We start from the raw sequence: 17,712 nt of genomic DNA, 5'->3' as shown, positions 1-17,712 counted from the left end.
AGGCATTTACGCCCCCCCTCCCCCTCCCCGCTGCCCGACTTCAGCCATTCGTTCAGCTTGAGGAGTGATGGTCTCGGCGCCAAGCCGGTCTACTTCCGGTGATCAGGATGCCTCGTCGCTTGAACGCGAATTGCGTAGGTCGGTCTGACCGTTCATAGCCCTACGAGGATGGTATCGACGCTCTGAGGTTCTGATGTCTGATCGCCTGCCGGTCTTACTCCAATACATATTGCCTAAGCAGCGCCTCACCACGCTGGCAGGTCACATCGCCAAGGCGCATGGGGGTGCGATGACAACGCGGCTCATCCGCTGGTTCGTTGGCAAATATTCCGTCGATATGAACGAAGCCGCGGATGCGGACATTCGGAGCTACAAGAGCTTCAACGAATTCTTCACCCGTCCCTTGAAAGCGGGGTCACGTCCAATCGCGGCTGCCGACTTTGTCTGTCCGGTCGATGGCGCAATTAGCCAGTTCGGCTCGATTGATGACCATCACATTCTACAAGCAAAGGGGCATCGGTTCACCACGACGCAGCTTGTTGGCGGCGACGCCGCACTGGCCAGTCAGTTTCGCCACGGCAGCTTCGCAAACCTGTACCTATCCCCCAGAGACTACCACCGCCTGCACATGCCCTGCGATGGCAAGCTCACCCGCATGATCTACGTGCCTGGTAAGCTTTTTTCAGTAAACCCTGTCACAGCACGCGGCGTGCCGAACCTGTTTGCGCGCAACGAGCGAGTAGTTTGCGTCTTTGAATCGGTAGAGCACGGCTTATTCGTCATGGTGCTGGTGGGAGCCACCATCGTTGGAAGCATGGCGACTGTGTGGCACGGCGTGGTCAATCCTGCGCGCATTAACAGGACGTCGGAGTGGGCATATACCGACCAGGACATCGTGCTGAAAAAAGGCGAGGAAATGGGCCGCTTTCTCCTTGGTTCAACGGTCGTGATGTTGTGGAAGCGGGGCGCCATTGCGTTCAACGAAGACTGGGTGCCGGAACGGAATGTGCGCTTGGGCGAACTGATGGGGCAGCGCGCAACCTGAGCTGCTTGCGCCGTTGGCCGGGATGGGAAGACCCATGTCCCGACACGCAGGCGCTCTTTCCTACTTCCCGGATTCGGACGCTCGTTCATCTTGGCGAATTTACCGCTCTGACGTTCGGCTACCGGCTTACGAACGCCGTCATTTGGAAGCAGCGGAGGTTCTCCTTGAAAGCCGCGGATGGAGGTTCAGCTTAGCTGCTCTTGCAGGCTGCGAGTACGCAAGGTCATCTCATCGCCGGTGTGCTTGGTTTCGGCGGGCTCGATCAACAAGACCCAACACTCGTCCTGTGCCACGGGATTATGCCGAATGCCGCTTGGCACTGTCAAAAAATCCCCTTTCTTGAGCTCAACCGCACAATCTTCGAACTCGATCCGCAGGGAGCCTTTGACAATATAGAACAGCTCGTCTTGCCCGTCATGGGCGTGCCAGACCAACTCGCCCTTCAGCTTTGCAGCCTTTAGCAACTGGTTGTTGACCCGGCCGATCACCTTCGGCGACCAATAGTCGGTTACTCTATCGAACGCGGCCGCGAGTGCTGTAGGGGACAACATACCTATCTCCAGGTGTATATCGGATTGGATGCAATATAATTGAAGCGATAGACATTGGCGATCGTGCCACCGCTTTTGCTCGTCAGATTAGCTTGGCCGGCCGGCTCCTGACGACGATGCTGGTTATTATAAATATACCACGCTTCCAAAGTCTTGTTTGGTAAGCGAGGAGGAACAAGAGTAGCCGATGGGGTGGACGCATGTGGGCTGCCTGATCCGCTCACGAATGTGACTGCCGGTGGCGTAATCCATCGATTAGCAGGTTCAGGATGCGCCCGGCATGCGCAGAGCCATCCTCGCCTGTCGCCACTCCAAGATTCCCAATCGCTCGCAGCAGGTCGTAAGGCTCGACGTCGTCCCGCACTTCCTTCGTCGCTGCTGCCGCATCGAGTAAGGAAGCAAGCGCAGGCTCGAAATGCGCCCGAAAATAGGCTGGCAGCTCGTCGAACGCCGGGTCGCCAGAGTGGAGAGCTACTGCGAGGCCCTTCTTCGTCCCAAGGAATTGCGCATACCGTTTTAGCCAACGCTCCAGCGCCTCTCCAGGCGTGTAGCGTGTCGCCAGTGTTGCCGCTTCCGCAGCGCAGGCATCGACTTCGCGGCGAAATACCGCGGCAATAAGGTCCGATCGCTTTGGAAAGCGACGGTAGAGCGTGCCCATACCGACACCGGCTCGATCTGCGATCTGCCTCACCGTCGCATCGACGCCCGCCTCCGTAAAGAGAGCTTTGGCCGCCTCCAGCACAGCGTCTTCACTGCGCTGGGCGTCAGCGCGAACGCGCCGCTTTGGTGTTCCTTCCGCGCTTGTCGCGGTCTTCTCACGTTCCGTCAAAGTACCATCCAACATAAACGGCTTGCCATACGGAGCATCGCTCCGCATATGGATATGCGGAGCGATGCTCCAGCTAGCGCGGAATAGCCAACCGGCGTTGGCTTGCAAACAGATGAAGCGAGATATGACGTGAACAACCTTATCGACAAAGCTCGGCGGCTTCCCGTGAATGCGGCAGTCACCACCATCTCGATCAGCCCGGTACCTCTGTCGATCCCGGATCACGAGAGAGAACTCGAACTCCGTATTACCGCGCCGATGAGCGGTCGCGACCTCCCGATCATCCTGCTTTCGCACGGACACGGCCCCTCGCTCTACATATCGTCGAAGGACGGTTACGCACCGCTTGCGAACTTCCTGGCGGAGCACGGCTTCGTCGTCATCCAGCCCACGCACGCAAATTCGAAGGTGGGCGGCCTGGCATCCGATGCGCCAGGCGGCCCCCTGTTCTGGCAGGAACGCGTCCAGGAATTGACCTGCATCCTCGATCAGATGGAAACTATCGACGCGTCGGTTCCAGTCCTTACCGGCCGACTTGACCACGATCGGATCGCGGCTGTCGGCCACTCACTTGGCAGCCACACCGTAAGCGTGCTGCTAGGTGCCCGCCTCAGCGACCAAAAAGAGGCAGCTCGTGACGGCGACATGCGTGACTCCAGGGTAAAGGTGGGCGTGTTGCTTGCTGGGCTAGGTCGCGGCGAAGACCTCGACGGACCGATGGGCTCGCGCTACCCCGCGCTCAGACTCGATTTTTCCACCCTCACCACCAAGACCCTGGTCGTATCGGGGGACGCCGATGTTAGTCCGCACCTGACGACCCGCGGTGCTGACTGGCATGCAGATGCCTTTTCCGATGCCCCGGGGGCCGACAGCTTGCTGACCTTGGCGGGAGCCAAGCATGGGCTTGGCGGCATCGCCGGCTACGACGCGAACGAGACGGACGACGAAGATCCCGACCGCCTCGGCGTCACGCAACGCATGGTTTGGGCATACCTGTGGTCGGCCCTAAACCCAGGTAATGCCGCTTGGCAGGACGCAATTTCAGCTTTCGAGAACGAAGCGACCGAGTTCGGTAAAGTAGATAGCAAATGACTTCTGCCCTGGCGCTTTTTGACAACGGGCGACGGGGCAAAATCTGAAAAGAACCTATCGAACTTGCCGAACAGTCGCGGCTGGTGGTCGAGAGGATCGCGGCGTAGCGTCTGGCCAGCGTCACGCGTTGGCGACCGATCGCGCCATCCGACGCGGACGCGATGGATGCGACACCCGCGGCGGTTGATGATCGAGCCAAAGCGCCTGGCTCTCGCATATCGATTTCAGGCCGAGTGCCGGCGCGCGGGCGCGGCGCGCGGGGGCGCTCCCGGCAACGCCGCGAATTCCAGCCGCACCTCGCGTTCCCTGGCCGCGGTGCCGGGATCGTCCGGAAGCGCGCCTTTCATGATCCCGAACGCATCCTTAAGCGTCCCGATCGCATCGTTGAACATTCCGAACGCCGCAGCGGTAACCGCCGATCCTTCGCCATCCACCGCGAAGGTCGCTGCCGCGGACCCGCCACCGGCCCCGTTGAAGATCGCGGGGTAGTTTATCGCGGCAAAGCCTGCGTTGGTCGTTACCTCCGCTGCCTGTACTGCCATCGCGACAAGCCCGGCGCGGTCGTCACGTGCGCGCAGATCGCGCAGCTTCGTCGCATACGTCTCGGCCGTCTTCTTGCGCTCCGCACACATCGCGATGCCGACGGGGATCGTGTAACGCCCCCGAAAGCCGACAAGACGTCCGCGCGCCGTGCCGCGTCCCTCGAGTAGCGCCGCGATGCTTCGGGCCACGCGGTCGTTGTCCTGCACTTGCTGCTGATCGAGCAGTTCCACCAGCCGCATCGTCATCCGATCGAGGAACGCGTAAAGATGGGCGACCTTGCCGCGATACACGGCGATGTTGCCCTCGATCGATGCGATCGACGGCGTCAAATCGCGACCGCTGACGAGCGTCGCGGCCTTGCCCAAGCCACTGCTCCGAAGAACGCCGCCCCCGATCTGGGTGGCTCGCCCAGCGCCCATCCCCCGATCATAGGCCCGATCGAGCGATTTCACGTCGTTGTCGATGCGGACGCCCCATTCGTCGACGGTCTTCCAGCATTGTACGAGCTTTTCCATCCCGTCGATGATGCCGCGCACCAGCCCGATGATCGCCGCCGCGCCGCTCACCCCCATGGTAAAGCCGGAGAGGCCGAACGCCGCGGCGCTGAGTGAAAGCGTGACGGTGACGATGGCGCCGTCTATCGCGGTGTGCTTGCGGACGGCATGCCACTCGCCAAGAGTGCTGTAGTGCTGGGCGATCTGTGCTTCGATCGCTTTTCCGACACCCGGGCTATTATCCGCCAAGATCTTGCTGACGCTTGCCCGCAGGATATCGTCCACAGGCCAGGACGGATTTATCTTCGGCGCGATCTTGTCTCGAATCATGGCCTGCATTGTCTTCGACACGTGGGCCAACACGTGCTGGTAGAGTTGCCCGTGCTTGTTGAGGTCGGCGGCGACGCGGTTCGGCACCTCGGCGATGACAACCAGTGGGATTGCGTCGAAGCGATCGTCGAACTCGTGCTTACCCGCGCCACGCAGGGCGCCGCCGAGCGTGTGAGTGTACAATTTGATCTTCTCGCGCGGCGGGCCTGCTGGCACGATCCCATCTCCTCTCCTGGACGGTGGCGACGGGATCGTCGCGCCCGGGGTTACGAGGACGGCAATAGCTTTCGGTGCGCTTCAGCCGGATTTCAGATGAGCCGTTCTACGCTACGATTGACATATTCGGCGGACGCGTCGGTCGGAGGCGGCGGGGGGCCGGGCACCGCAAGCAGCTCCTCGTCGCTCGACAGTCGCCGTATGTCGGTATTGACGATCAGCACCGTCTCGTTCTCGTCGCAACCCGCGCCGTCTGCGGGTACGGCGGCATCAGCGTCGATCGGTGCTGCCGACGTCGATCGCGCCGTTATCACTTTCTAATCCTAGTGCTCCAATGACAGCGCTACTAAATCGGGTCGAGGGCACTTATTTTTCCTTTCCAAAGGATTATAGTTTTGCGCTGAGAGCGGGATAGTATTCCAATGAAACTCGTTATGCGATCCGTGGTAATGGCCTTTGGTTTGGCGGCAGGTTTCAACGCTGGCACCGCCAACGCCGAACATACATGGGGTCGCTACGTAAACGATCGGTATCGATTCCAAATCTGCTACCCGGCGGCGCTGAAGGCGCAGGCAGAAGCGCCAAACGGCGACGGCCGTGTATTTCGTGCCGCGGACGGTGGAACGCTCACCGTTTTCGGCCGCAACGACGTGCTGAACTCCGGGATCGACGCTACCGCAAAGGAGGTCGCAGCTGATCTTGCCGGTCGAGAAGGTCGAACGACCTATGCTGCGGGACGTGGCAATTGGCGCGTCGTGTCGGGTGCCGATAGAGCCGGAACGATATTCTACGGCAAGGTGCTGCAACGCGGCGACCAGTTGGCAATCTTCCAGTTGCGATACCCGAAGACGGCCAACCGGTATCAGTCGATCGCTGCCCGGATGGGCGCATGTTTCTCCATGCTGAAATAGGCTATCGCGAGACTACTGCCGGCGCGTTGTAGCGGTACAAGTCCCGGCTGCGCATGATCGTCTTGAGCAATGTTCCGTAGTGGGTGTCGGTAGCGTAGCGCCCGGTCAGTGCGTCGGCATAGGCGTCGGGATCATCGCTATGGCGACGCGCTTCGCCATAGGCTCGGTGCGTGGCGAGCAGCCGGCCATGCGCTTCGAACGCCTCGGCCAGGGTTGCGAACTTTCGGAACGGTGCGCGGATGTGGAAGGATCGGCCGCTGCGCGTCTCCTCGCGCGTGCGCACCGTGACCGACGGCTGCCCCGCCGCCGCCTTGATCCCGAACGGGTTGTTCGAGCCGGGCGGCATATGCCGGCCCTCGCCGCTTTCGAGTATCCACTGGGCAATGCTGATCGAGGCGGGAACGTGCCAGCGCTGTTCAGACTGCCGGGCCGCATCGATCACCTCGATGGGGGGCTCGCGGCCAGCACGCCGGGCCGGTACGGCGTGCGATACCGGTCGCGGCGTGGGTGGTAGGACAGCACGCGGTAACACCGGCGGCGGCGTCGAGGTCGCGCGGGGTGCAGCGCGCGGCACGGGCCGCATGGCGTTGAGCAATCGCAAGGTGGGGCCATTCGGGTCGATGCGTCCATCGGCGCGCGGTCGACCGACGAGGCGGTGCTGCGCCTCGGCGATCGCACGAAGCGTTTGGGTCCCGCACATCCCGTCCACGCGCAAAGGCCGCGACGACCAGGCGGATCGCCGAATGTTTAGCAATTGCTGGATCGCGCGCACATCTGTCGACCGATTGCCGCCGCCCCGGCCGACCGCTCCGCCGATCGTGACATGAGGATAGCCCGCCATGTCCCGCCTACCGCGACGATGCCACCGGGCGGCCGTCGGCCCGAGAGTCGAGACGCGCCCACTGCCCGTTTACCTTGGTTTCGACGTGACCGTCATACCGCCGCAGCACCGTAAAGCCGTATTGCGCATAGCCCGAGAACCCACGCTTTAGCGCGGCGGAAATGCAGGCGTCGCGGCTGCGTACCCCGACATCCTGCCAGCGCCCCTCTCTGTAGCGGCGACAAAAGGCGGATGCCTTGGTCGGCGGGGAAACCGAAGATGTTTCCGTTCCGACGGAGGGCGCCCCCTGCACCGGGTAACCGTCGGCGATCGGCGTCGAGGACGTGCCGGGTAATCCCCGACCGACTCGTGTCTGGGCAGTCGCCGGAAGGACGATCCAGGACACGATCACGGGCCAGTTCTTCCGAACGGCAAGGCTGCGGTAGCGTTCGATGCTGGCTCCCGCCGACGCCGCCGGCAATACCGGCAACGAGGACGCACCATCGAGAACCCCCAGGACCGCGTTCCCCGGTTCGTTCGCGCAAAACCGTATGCGGTATCGTCCCGCACCATCCTGTCGAACCCTCCCACGCCGATCCGCGGATCGTGCCCATTGCTCCGCGTTGCCCGAAACGATTGTCTGCGGCTTGCCCGACGGCGAGACAAACACCAGCGTTGCCGTACGCGCGTCGACCATGCCGTCGATCGTCGCGGTGATCGCCGTGCCGCCGTTCCTCCGGCACAGAGCGGTTCCCCGACGCCGGTCGGCGTTGGTAGACGCAACGATCGACAAGGGCGGAAGCGCACTGCCGATCGGCGGGGATTGCGCAACCGGTGAGGAGGATTGCGGCGGCGTTGCAGAGGGCGTTGCAGGCGGCATCGATCGAACCGACGCAATTGCAGGCCGTGATGCGGGAATAGCAGGCGCCGGCTTGGGACGAGACGGCTGCGAGCCCGTGCCGGGCCACGCCAGCCATACCAGCACCGACGCGACGATGACCGTGACGAGCGCGACGACCAGTCTCTTGTCGACCGATCGAGCCGGCCTGGACTTAGGGCGGCCTGCGCGTTTCGGCGTGGCGAGCGGCGCGACCGTCGGGGCGGCTGACGGCTTGGCCGACGGCGCGTCCGGCCGGGTGGCAGGTTGAGCGGCCGGCGACGCGGCAGGCGTCGCGGCCCGGACGATCGGTGCGCTATCGAGTGCTCCGACTACCGCATCCATCGATGCGGGACGCTCGGCCGGGTCCGGCTGCAGCATGGCGCGGAACAGAGGATGCAGACTATCGGGCAGCGCGGACAGATCCGGCACGATGGATCGGCGCTCCATCGCCTCGGACATGGTCCGTCCCATGTCGATCGGTTCGGACCGCGCGAAGGCGAGCAGGACGAGCGCGGTGCTGTAGATGTCGGTCCACGGACCGATGCGGTTGCCGTACAGGCCAAACTGTTCGGGGGCGACATAGCCAAGCTTGCCAGCGAAGCCCTCGATCACGACCGTCCGATCATCGGGCTCGACATATTTGGCGATGCCAAAATCGATGATCTTGGCCTCGTCGATCCGCCCCCCGGGGAGCAGGATGTTGTCGGGCGACATGTCGCGGTGGACGGCGCCGAGCTCGTGCGTGACTCGCAGTCCGCCCGCCAACCGTCGGATCAATCGCGCGACTTCGTCAGGCCCGGGAACCTCGCCATGCAAGCGCGCGGACAGCGCGTCGCCGTCGATGAAGTCGGTGACGAGATAATGCACGCCGAGCGTCGCATCGCGCGCGAACACACGGTATTGAGCGACTGCCGGGTGCGCGACGCGGATCAGCAGTCGCGCCTCGCTGCGGAACAGCGACAGGATCTTCGGGTCTTCGGCGAGCCGCGGCAACATGACCTTGATCGCCACCAGCTCCTCGGTCTCGACATTGCTGCCGAGATAGACGTCGCCCATGCCGCCACGCGTCAGGAACCGGTCGATCCGGTAGATGCCGTTCAGGATGGTGCCCGCGCTCAACCCGAACGCTGCCGCGATCGCCGGCGAACTCTCGTGCGGATCGCGAATGCCGGTGTCCATCTATTCGGCCGCTTCCGCTCGAACGATCTGCGGCCCGGCCGTCTCGATCGCGCGGAAGGCGAGTTCGTCGTCGTCGACGCACAGCGCGATCTCGGCAGGAAGGTCGCCGAGCGCCTGCGCACGGAGCACCATCGTCGACAGTTCCGGCAAGACGTCACCGGTCAGGATCGCATCGATCATGCGCCCCCCCGATGCCGATTCGCGACAGCGCGACACGATCAGGTCGACGACCGCCTCGTCCCAGCGCAGCCGGATCACGTGATTGTCGGCCATCCGCCGGGCAATCCGCCCAAGCTGGAGGCGGACGATCGCGGTCAGCGTGGCAGCATCGAGCGGCCGATAGGCGAGTACCTTGAGCCGACCGAGCAGGGCTGGCGGAAAGGTCTGCAACAGGTCGTCGCGGATCGCGTCGGCCAGCCCCGGCCCGTCCGGCGCGGTGAGATCGTCCGCACACAACGCCGCGATCGTGTCGGTGCCGATGTTCGAGGTGAGCAGGATCAACGTGTTACGGAAGTCGATGAAGCGCCCTTCCGCATCCTCCATATAGCCCTTGTCGAACACCTGGAAGAACATCTCGTGGACGTCCGGGTGCGCCTTCTCGATCTCGTCGAGCAGGACGACCGCATAGGGCCGCCGCCGCACCGCCTCGGTCAGCACGCCACCCTGGCCGAAGCCGACATAACCGGCCGGCGCGCCCTTCAAGGTCGAGACGGTATGTGCTTCCTGGAATTCGCTCATATTGATCGCGATCAGGCTGTCGTCGCCGGAATAGAGAAGTTCGGCGAGCGCATGGGCGGTCTCGGTCTTGCCGACGCCGGATGGTCCGCAGAGCAGGAACACACCGACCGGCTTGACCGGATCGTCGAGCCGGGCGCGGCTGATCCGGATGCGCCGCGCGATCGCGTCGAGTGCCGCGTCCTGGCCGACGACGCGCTCCTTCAGGCGGTCTTCGATCACCAGCGCGGCGGCGATGTCGTCCTTGACCATGCGGCCGACGGGGACGCCGGTCCAGTCGGCGACGACCGCGGCGATGGTGTCGGCATCGACCTCACCGAAGACCATCGGTTGATCGCTGCGCAACCCGCGCGATGCGGCGATGGCATGGTCCAGCGCTGCCCCGGTGGCTTCGTCGTCCCCGAGTGCGTCCCTCGCCGCGTGGATTGCCGCGACGGCATCGCGCTCGGCGCGCCATTGCGCCTCTGTCTCGACGAGCGTGGCGCGGGCGAGTTCGAGCGTCTCGGCGAGCGGTGCCGCCGCCGCGCCGTCGGCGTAGCGCTGGCGCTGTTCGCGTTCGGCCGCCTCCAGCGCCGCCTCGACACGGGCGATCCGGCTACGGGCGTCCTCGACCCGCGCGGGCGTCGCGTGCTGCGACACGCCGACCCGTGCCGCGGCGGTGTCGAGCAGGCTCACGGCCTTGTCGGGAAGCTGGCGCGCGGGGATATAACGCTGTGACAGCCGCACCGCCGCGTCCAGCGCCTCGTCGAGAATGGTCACGCCGTGATGCCGCTCCATCGGTTCGCGTACCGAGCGGAGCATCGCCACCGCCGTCTCGTCGTCGGGTTCGCCGACCGCGACCGGCTGGAACCGGCGGCTGAGCGCGGGGTCCTTCTCAACATATTGGCGGTATTCGGCCCAGGTCGTCGCCGCGATCGTCCGCAGGCGACCGCGGGCGAGTGCGGGCTTGAGCAGGTTCGCCGCGTCGCCGGTGCCTGCCTGTCCCCCAGCGCCGATCAGCGTATGCGCCTCATCGACGAACAGGATCACCGGCTTGGCGGCGGTCTCGACCTCGTCGATGACCTGCCGCAGCCGCTTTTCGAACTCGCCCTTGACCCCCGCCCCCGCTTGTAGGAGCCCGAGGTCGAGCGCGTGGAGCGACACGTCGGCGAGCGCGGGCGGCACGTCGCCATCGGCGATACGGCGCGCGAGACCCTCGACGATCGCAGTCTTGCCGACGCCCGCTTCGCCCGTAAGGATCGGGTTGTTCTGGCGACGACGCAGCAGGATGTCTATCATCTGGCGGATTTCCGGGTCGCGCCCGACGATCCGATCAATCTCGCCGGCGCGGGCGCGGGCGGTAAGATCGACCGCATAGCGCGCGAGTGCCTCGCCGCCCGCGGTCGGCGCCGCAGCGGTGCCGCCAGTCGTCGCACTATCCGCAGCGGCTGCCGACATCGTCCGCTCCGTGCTTCCCTGGACCAGCGTCTCGAACCGATCGACGACCGTATCGGCGGACAGGCGCCGGAAGGTCTCCGAGATCGCGAACAGATGCTCGCGCAGCCGCGGGGTCTTCAGGATCGCGACGAGGAGATGCCCGGTACGCACCTCGCCCGCGCCGAACAGCAGCGACGCGTAGAGCCAGCCACGCTCGACCGTATCCTCGATCTGCGGTGCGAAGTCGCTGACCGCCGTGGCACCTGACGGCAATCGATCGAGCGCCGTCACGATATCCGCGGACAGACGCGCCTCGTCGAGGCCGCATGTCTGGATCAACGCCGCGACGTCGGTATCGCGATCCTTCACCAGCATATGCAGCCAATGGACGAGTTCGACGTACGGGTTGCCGCGCAGGCGACAGAACCCGGTTGCGCTCTCGATCGCACGGGTCGCGGCGGGGCCAAGCTTCCCGAACAGCACCTGCCGTCTGATATCCGTCATGCCGGTTCCTTCCGTTGCGATTGCGTCATCGTCCGCGCGCCGGCGCCGAGCCGGATATCGGCGCGCGAGCCGGTCTTCGATCGCGATCCGAGCCACCCGGTCCATCCGAGCCGGGAGCCGCTACCGAGCCGAGCGGGCCGCATCGCGGCAGGCAACGTCTCGATTTCCACATCCCAATCGAGATGCGTCGGCACGAAGGCCGCGATCGCCTCCTCCAGCAACCGGTGGCGACCGCCGCCCGGCAACAGCGCGATCACCTCGCGATGACTCCCGGCGGTGACCGTCACGCGAAACGCGTCGGCGACCGTGCGGACACGTCCGCCTGCCAGCGCCTCGCGACCGAGCACCATCATGCCACCGCCAAGCGTGGAACGATCCTCCGGCTCGAGGTCGCGCCAGCGCGGCATGAATTCGGTGAGACGAACCGGCATCCGCATCAGATCGGACAGTGCGTCTGCGATACCCGCCGGGCTGCGCGGCGTGATGAACACCGGCGCATATCGGAGCCGCGCGCGCGCCGGGAAGGCGGAATCGTCGGTTGCGCCGTCCTGCGCGCCCGACAGCGCCGCGATCCGGTCGGCGGCGTAATCGTCATCGGGGCGATCGCCGCTCGCGGTGGGCGACGTGCTTGCCCAGGCGCGATAGAACAGCTGGAGCATCCGTCCGGCGATGACGTCGAGAAAGCCGTTGAACGGGCGCTGCTTCGAGTAGCGCCGTTCATACGACGCGAACTCGCTGATGTGCAGCGGTAACGGCGCCATGGGCCCGGTCAGGCCAAGCCAGTGCCCCTCGACGCGCGCGCGCTCGTCGTCCACCGCGATGCCCTCGATGGTCGCGGCAGGAAAGGCCAGCGACGGCGTCTGGGCAATCTCGACGACGTCTTGCTGCGGCAGCCGCGCGGTACCGATCCGCGGCAACGCGCCCGCCCGCGCCTCCGCACCGCGCAGCAGCTCGAACGGGGCGAGTGCCTGCACGCGCTGGGCGCCAAGACGCAGGTACGTCAGATGGTCGGTCGACGACCGAGCCTTGCTGGCCATTGCGTCACGCCCTCCCTTCCCGTGGTTTCGAGTGCGGTTTCCGTGAAGCTGTTGATCGAGGCGAACTCGGCAAGGAACCGATCGATCACCGCGCCGAACAGCACCATCCGGCCATTGTCGAACCCGGCCTCGTCGAGACCCAGATGCAGGCGCTGGCCTCGCACGAACGCGCTGGGTCCCGCACCCGGAGCGCGCCGCGATACCGGTTCGGCACGTACCGTTTTGACCGCCTCGACCTGGCGCCGGGCGACGGCATCCTCGGGCCGCGCATACAGCGCCAGATGATGGCGCAGTGCGCCCGCGTCGCATTCGTCCGTGCCGCGGCCGGCAAAGCCGAACTGGTTGGGTGTCAGATGCGCGATCACCCGCCACGCCCCGTCGTTCAGCCCGAGCGGCGCACGCGGCGGCGTCGGCGGCCGGAGCATGGTGATGCCGCTGACCGCCACGCCGTCGATCGAGAAGGCGGTGCCGCGACCGCGGCCCATCCGTTCGGGCAGATCGCGGTTGGTGACCAGTGCGCGGATCGACAGTTCGTGGATGTCCTCCGTCCTGCTCGCGCGGGCGGGTGAAGATACGCTGATCCACGTTTCCGTGCCGACGTAATCGGACCGCCCATTCGCCCGTCGTTCGCGTGCGGGAAGACGACGCGGCGTCAGGCGCGTGGCGTAGAACAAGGCGTCGCTCCAATCGTACGACAACCCGGCAAAATCGTGCATCGGCACCACCGGCAGAGTGCCACCGTCGCGTCGGTGCGCGCGGACGTCGAGCAACCGGTTGACCTCGAAATCGAGCGGGCGCGTGCGATCGGCGATCGTCAGCCGCTCATGATCGAATGCAGTGACGGCGACCCGGTCGAGCTGCTTCTCGAACAGGTTGACCGCCGGGGTCGCGTACAGCCGCAGGTTGGCGGCGGTCACCGATCCGACGAGCGCGGTGGCGCGGCGGCGGAACAGGATGACCACGTCGCATTCGGTCGCCTCGCCGCACGCGGCGAAGCGACGAGCCAGTCCGTCGAGCGCAATGAACAGGAACCGTTCGGGACAGGCGAAATATTCGGACAGGAGACGGTATCCGCGATGCGTCCGCCCGTCGCTGGGGATCAGCGCGCACTCCTCCTCGAAGCCATGGGCACGCGGCAAGGGCAGATCCGCCGAAGGAGTCCCGACGCTGTCGGCAGGACGCAATACGACCGACACCGCATCCGCCACCAGTTGCCGGTACAGCTCGCCCGGGATCGCCTGTGACCCATCGAGGTATAGCGGGAGCGGACCGGGCGCGAGCTCCGACAATTTCGCGCCGCCCGTCGCAGTCAGGCGGATCCGAAGCCCGGCCTCGGCACCCTCCCCGGCGCCCCTGCCCCCTGCGTCCCTGCCCCCAGCGTCCTTGCCCCCAGCGTTTTTGCCAAGGAACGGTGCCAGCGATGCGCGCGACGGGAGATACTCCGCCTGGGTCAGTTGCAACGGCCAGAGCGTCACGTCGTGCCCGGTCCGGAACGTGACGGTCGCGCCGTCCCGTTCGCCAGCGAGCGCATTGAGATGACTCAGCCGCGGGATGTCGATGCCATCGGCCAGCGCGCCGTCATTCTCCCGCGGTTCGAACGCCACCACGCACATCGACGGCGTCGGCGCGAGGTAATTGGGCTGGAGCGCATGCAGCAGATGCTGGGTGAAATCGGGAAACTGGTCGCGCAGCTTGAGTTGCACGCGCGCACCGAGAAACGCGACGCCCTCCAGCAGCCGCTCGACATGGGGGTCGACTTCGGCGGGGGACTGCAGGCCCAGCCGGCCCGCGACCGTCTGATGCTCTTCTCCGAACTCGCGCGCGGCCTCGCGCAGGTAGACGAGTTCGTCGTTATAGGCCTGGAGAAGACGCGGATCCATCAGCCGACCCTCAACGATACGCTGCCGGTGTCGATCTCGACCTCGGTGCGCAGTTCGACCGGCACCATGTCCGCAAGGTCCCCGCGGATGACGAAGCCGACGCTGTTGGGACGATCCGGATCGACGTCGACCTCGACGTCCAGGCTGCCATGATCGATCCGCGGCTCGAACCGGCCGATCGCCTCGCGCATGTCGCGCGCGCGCTGCTGCAGTTCCTGGCGGTAGAGCATCTTGCCGGTCAGATCGCCGAGGCCGTAGTTGAGCGTCGACAGCGCGACTTCGGGATACGCGGAAAGGTCGGCGACGGCGGCCAGATTGGTGGTGTTCAGCAACCAGTTCAGCTCGCGCAGCAGTGTCGCCCGCAACGCCTTGTCACCGAACCGATCAAGCCGCGGCACGGCATAATGCCGGAGCGCGCGGTCGAGATTCTCGACGTCGGAATCGTCGCGTAGGCCGTCGAGCGCGAGATCGCCCACCAGCTTGTCGAACAGCGTCGGTTGCGGACCACTCACGCGGTGTTCTCAAAGCTGAGGTGGCGAAACTCGAGGATCGGCACGTCATGTCCGGTCGAGGTCGTCCAGATCCGCTGGCCGACCCCGTGAATGCCGCCACCATGTTCGCGCCATTCGGTGCGTCGAGCCAGCCGCAGCATGGTATCCGCTTCGGCGGCGGTGCCGGGGTAGGTCACGGGCAGCAGCGCGGCGAGCGCGCTGCCGTCGCGCAACCGGATCTGCGCGGGCAACCAGACCAGGTCGCGCAGGTCGACGGGGCCCTCGGTGTCGATCGAGAGGATGGTCGCGAACGGGATCAGCCTCCTCGTACCACCGACGATCGCCTCGAGATTCGGGCCGGACCGCGTGTCGCCGTCGAACAGGAAATCGAACCGCTGGCCGTCAGCCTCGCCCGGCGTGTCCGGCGCGTCGGTGAAATCGGCTTCCGCGATTTCGCCGTCGCGCGCTTTCATCGCCTCGATCGCCTGCGCATACGCGCGTGCGAGCATCTGTAGATCAGGAGATTGACCGCCCAGCACGCGGAGCTGCGCCTGTGCGCGGTCCCAGTCCGCGCCAACGCAGAGGACCTGGAACAGGACCATGCGGGTATCGCGATCGCCGGGTGCGGCGCGCAGGCGCGACGCCAACGCGGTCACCGCGCCGGACAGGTCGCCGGCGCGGACAACGGCCTCGATCTCAGGGCCAGCCAGGGTCGAACGCGTCATGCGAGGCCTTTCAGCGGCGCGATCATGCCGCAACCGCACCCTTCACCGCGCTGTAGGCGTCCAGCGCGCCCAGGCCGAATTCCTTCGACGTCGCGAGATACTCGACCTTGCAATCCTCCGAGATCGAAGACTTCGCTTCCTCGGGATAGTTGTGCCGCAGCGCGTTGATCACACCGCCGGCCGAGGCGCGCCATTCGTTAAGGGTGGTGGCAACACCGATGATGCCCGTCACGTTCGGGACCTCGCTGTCCGTGACGATACCGACCTTGCTGGCGAACCCCATCAGCGATCCACTCGTCAATGCTTCGGTCTGGCCCGCGAACCACATGCCGACTCCGAAGACGAGTGCGCCGCCCTGCTCGGCCGCATCCAACCGGTTCATCGTGGTTTCGCGCTGAAACTGCTGGACCTGAGTCCGCATCTTCTGTGCGATCACGCGCCCGATATCGTAATAGCTCTTCAGCCAGAGGATCGACACCTGGCCGCGAAATCCGTCACGTTTGCGCGAGACGCCGGCCGTACCGCGCTCGTCGCCGATGATCCGCACGGCGAGCGCCTCGTTGGTCGCAAGCTTTGCCCTGTCGTTGGGGTCGGTCGACATCGCGAGCTCCTCGTCGACGTCCAGAAGGTCCATGAGGATCGCGGTGAGTGCGTTCGCCTCCTTGACGAGGTGCGACAGTTTGACTTCATATTCGGCGATCGCACTCTGAAAGCCCGATACCGATGGCCCCAGCGATCGTCCGTTGGCGAAGGGAAGCTGGTTCAGCTTCAGGTTGGTGGCCATAATGTTTGCAACGGCCTTCCCGCCGAGCGCAGCGTTCTTCGCCACGCCGCGGTTCGACTGAGCGCCGTGCAACTGGGTGCCATACGCCTCGCCCATCTTGCGCACGTGGCGCATGACGTTCGCCTCGGATGTCTGGACGTCTCGCCACGCGCCGGCGAGCGCGCCTATCGTGGTCGCGACCGCCGACCATGCGCCGAATATGGCGGGAATGGACGTCACGCCGAACGATGCGGCGGCACTGGCCAGTCCCGCGCCGGACGATACCAGGCCCATCACGCACTTGGCGCAGGTGAGCGCGTTTTCGACCTTCGCCTTGCGCCAACGTCGCAGGCCGGCCTTCTGACCCTGTCCCGCCTGCTGTACCCACAACGGCACATCGCTGGCCGCCTTTTTGAGGATCGGGCTGTTGGCGCTCAGCGTACCGGTCCGCTTGAATTCGGCGGCGAATTCGGGCGCGATCCTGGTAGACATCTGACGCCCTACCGCGAGCAGGATTTCGGTGTGAAGAAGAGGCGACCGCACGACCAACTTGTACGATGCACGGTCGAGCTCTGCCGTGTAGACGACATCCTCCGCCTGCAAGCCGGGCGGTGCCGTGCCGCCGCCGGCCCGGAGCAGCGTCGCCGTCGTGCCGCGAAACACGACCAGCGGATAGGTCGTATTCGATGAGAAGATCGACATTCCTCGACTCCGCTGGTCAAAACGTCGTGGTCGCCGCGGGGCCCAAGCCCCGGCGGCGATCGTATCCATGGCGGGGATCAGGCGGCCTGGTTCTTGCGGATGTCCCATTTGAACGGAATGTCACCAGCCGAACCGCCGGTGGCGGACTGCGGCTTGTACTTGACGTTCACCTTCTCGAAGTTGAGCGTGACCGTCTCGGTGGTCAGCTCGTCGCCGAGGCTGCCGCCATGCTGGACGCCGGATACGAACACCTGGTCCATCTCGATCTCCAGATATTCGAGCGGCGCGTCGCCACCGACCTTGCGGCAGAACAGCGTCGCCTTGGTGAAATGCTTGCCCTTGGCGCAGTTCTCGAGGATCGTGCTGGTCGCCTTGTCGACGTATTTGGTGATCGTCAGATCGTGAAAGCTGGCCTTGCCGGTGCCGGAGCCGCCGCCCAGATGGCCGGAGCCCTGGTTGGCGACACCCCAGTTCCAGGCGAGGATGTCGACCTGGTTCTCGTGACCATTCGCAATCGATTCGCCTTTGCACGCATCGAGATCGAGGAACATTTCGACGGCCATGATGAT

The 17,712-nt window shown here is 65.1% G+C and carries 16 protein-coding genes; 3 read left to right on the top strand and 13 right to left on the bottom strand.

Translation table 11 applies throughout. From position 1 onward, the window contains the following. Nucleotides 1–193: 193 nt before the first annotated feature. A complete protein-coding gene (gene asd / locus ASE69_RS16385; protein ID WP_056488987.1) occupies nt 194–1,045 on the top strand; it encodes an archaetidylserine decarboxylase in 852 nt (283 codons plus the stop codon). Between the two features lie 185 nt (nt 1,046–1,230). Here asd and ASE69_RS16380 read toward each other — a convergent pair whose 3' ends face one another. Together ASE69_RS16380 and ASE69_RS16375 are read right to left on the bottom strand one after the other, a co-directional pair. Further along, on the bottom strand, nt 1,231–1,596 hold the full coding sequence (locus tag ASE69_RS16380) for a cupin domain-containing protein (protein WP_056488985.1): 366 nt from the start codon (nt 1,594–1,596) through the stop codon (nt 1,231–1,233). A gap of 220 nt (nt 1,597–1,816) precedes the next feature. Then, entirely contained in the window at nt 1,817–2,440 is a 624-nt protein-coding gene (locus tag ASE69_RS16375; RefSeq protein WP_056489468.1) for a TetR/AcrR family transcriptional regulator, read from the bottom strand. 114 nt (nt 2,441–2,554) lie between these two features. Here ASE69_RS16375 and ASE69_RS16370 point away from each other — a divergent pair, with 114 nt between their 5' ends. Continuing rightward, nucleotides 2,555–3,517, top strand: coding sequence for an alpha/beta hydrolase family protein (locus ASE69_RS16370; protein ID WP_056488983.1), 963 nt, complete (start codon nt 2,555–2,557; stop codon nt 3,515–3,517). Nucleotides 3,518–3,741: 224 nt separating this feature from the next. Here ASE69_RS16370 and ASE69_RS16365 read toward each other — a convergent pair whose 3' ends face one another. Both ASE69_RS16365 and ASE69_RS16360 read right to left on the bottom strand, forming a co-directional pair. Further along, nucleotides 3,742–5,100, bottom strand: a complete 1,359-nt coding sequence (locus ASE69_RS16365) for a hypothetical protein (protein ID WP_056488981.1) — start codon at nt 5,098–5,100, stop codon at nt 3,742–3,744. Nucleotides 5,101–5,192: 92 nt separating this feature from the next. Further along, nucleotides 5,193–5,414, bottom strand: a complete 222-nt coding sequence (locus ASE69_RS16360; protein ID WP_056488978.1) for a hypothetical protein — start codon at nt 5,412–5,414, stop codon at nt 5,193–5,195. Nucleotides 5,415–5,522: 108 nt separating this feature from the next. Here ASE69_RS16360 and ASE69_RS16355 point away from each other — a divergent pair, with 108 nt between their 5' ends. Next, complete coding sequence (locus ASE69_RS16355; RefSeq protein WP_156362375.1) at nt 5,523–6,011, top strand: hypothetical protein; 489 nt, start codon at nt 5,523–5,525, stop codon at nt 6,009–6,011. Nucleotide 6,012: 1 nt separating this feature from the next. On the opposite strand, the gene ASE69_RS16350 is transcribed toward ASE69_RS16355, so the two are convergent. The 9 genes from ASE69_RS16350 to ASE69_RS16310 form a co-directional block, all read right to left on the bottom strand. Continuing rightward, nucleotides 6,013–6,852 (bottom strand): glucosaminidase domain-containing protein, encoded by an 840-nt coding sequence (locus ASE69_RS16350; protein WP_056488974.1) that lies wholly within the window; start codon nt 6,850–6,852, stop codon nt 6,013–6,015. A 7-nt stretch (nt 6,853–6,859) separates the two neighbouring features. Beyond that, complete coding sequence (locus ASE69_RS16345) at nt 6,860–8,890, bottom strand: serine/threonine-protein kinase (protein WP_056488973.1); 2,031 nt, start codon at nt 8,888–8,890, stop codon at nt 6,860–6,862. Next, a complete protein-coding gene (gene tssH / locus ASE69_RS16340; RefSeq protein ID WP_082453182.1) occupies nt 8,891–11,545 on the bottom strand; it encodes a type VI secretion system ATPase TssH in 2,655 nt (884 codons plus the stop codon). Next, entirely contained in the window at nt 11,542–12,582 is a 1,041-nt protein-coding gene (tssG, locus tag ASE69_RS16335; RefSeq protein ID WP_056488971.1) for a type VI secretion system baseplate subunit TssG, read from the bottom strand. Before tssG ends, tssH begins: the two co-directional genes overlap by 4 nt. After that, complete coding sequence (tssF, locus tag ASE69_RS16330; RefSeq protein WP_056488969.1) at nt 12,546–14,462, bottom strand: type VI secretion system baseplate subunit TssF; 1,917 nt, start codon at nt 14,460–14,462, stop codon at nt 12,546–12,548. The genes tssG and tssF overlap by 37 nt, the downstream gene beginning before the upstream one ends. Further along, the gene (locus ASE69_RS16325) at nt 14,462–14,974 is read right to left on the bottom strand and encodes a type VI secretion system baseplate subunit TssE (RefSeq protein WP_056488967.1); all 513 of its coding nucleotides are present in this window, start codon (nt 14,972–14,974) and stop codon (nt 14,462–14,464) included. Before ASE69_RS16325 ends, tssF begins: the two co-directional genes overlap by 1 nt. Next, nucleotides 14,971–15,678, bottom strand: coding sequence for a type VI secretion system accessory protein TagJ (locus ASE69_RS16320; protein ID WP_200924188.1), 708 nt, complete (start codon nt 15,676–15,678; stop codon nt 14,971–14,973). The genes ASE69_RS16325 and ASE69_RS16320 overlap by 4 nt, the downstream gene beginning before the upstream one ends. Nucleotides 15,679–15,700: 22 nt before the next feature. Beyond that, complete coding sequence (locus ASE69_RS16315) at nt 15,701–17,143, bottom strand: hypothetical protein (RefSeq protein WP_056488965.1); 1,443 nt, start codon at nt 17,141–17,143, stop codon at nt 15,701–15,703. A 77-nt stretch (nt 17,144–17,220) separates the two neighbouring features. Next, a complete protein-coding gene (locus ASE69_RS16310) occupies nt 17,221–17,706 on the bottom strand; it encodes an Hcp family type VI secretion system effector (protein WP_056488962.1) in 486 nt (161 codons plus the stop codon). Nucleotides 17,707–17,712: the final 6 nt, after the last annotated feature.

The sequence above is a fragment of the Sphingomonas sp. Leaf208 genome (genome assembly GCF_001421415.1).
Lineage (GTDB): Bacteria > Pseudomonadota > Alphaproteobacteria > Sphingomonadales > Sphingomonadaceae > Sphingomonas.
Note: the sequence above shows the minus strand (reverse complement) of the source record. Positions and strands in the feature narration are given on the sequence as shown.

Bases quoted from the DNA above. Each gene is read 5' to 3' on its own strand.
- asd (WP_056488987.1), top strand. From the start codon at position 194: ATGTCTGATCGCCTGCCGGTCTTACTCCAATACATATTGCCTAAGCAG.
- ASE69_RS16380 (WP_056488985.1), bottom strand. From the start codon at position 1,596: ATGTTGTCCCCTACAGCACTCGCGGCCGCGTTCGATAGAGTAACCGAC.
- ASE69_RS16375 (WP_056489468.1), bottom strand. From the start codon at position 2,440: ATGTTGGATGGTACTTTGACGGAACGTGAGAAGACCGCGACAAGCGCG.
- ASE69_RS16355 (WP_156362375.1), top strand. From the start codon at position 5,523: ATGAAACTCGTTATGCGATCCGTGGTAATGGCCTTTGGTTTGGCGGCA.
- ASE69_RS16350 (WP_056488974.1), bottom strand. From the start codon at position 6,852: ATGGCGGGCTATCCTCATGTCACGATCGGCGGAGCGGTCGGCCGGGGC.
- ASE69_RS16345 (WP_056488973.1), bottom strand. From the start codon at position 8,890: ATGGACACCGGCATTCGCGATCCGCACGAGAGTTCGCCGGCGATCGCG.
- tssH (WP_082453182.1), bottom strand. From the start codon at position 11,545: ATGACGGATATCAGACGGCAGGTGCTGTTCGGGAAGCTTGGCCCCGCC.
- tssG (WP_056488971.1), bottom strand. From the start codon at position 12,582: ATGGCCAGCAAGGCTCGGTCGTCGACCGACCATCTGACGTACCTGCGT.
- tssF (WP_056488969.1), bottom strand. From the start codon at position 14,462: ATGGATCCGCGTCTTCTCCAGGCCTATAACGACGAACTCGTCTACCTG.
- ASE69_RS16320 (WP_200924188.1), bottom strand. From the start codon at position 15,678: ATGACGCGTTCGACCCTGGCTGGCCCTGAGATCGAGGCCGTTGTCCGC.
- ASE69_RS16315 (WP_056488965.1), bottom strand. From the start codon at position 17,143: ATGTCGATCTTCTCATCGAATACGACCTATCCGCTGGTCGTGTTTCGC.
- ASE69_RS16310 (WP_056488962.1), bottom strand. From the start codon at position 17,706: ATGGCCGTCGAAATGTTCCTCGATCTCGATGCGTGCAAAGGCGAATCG.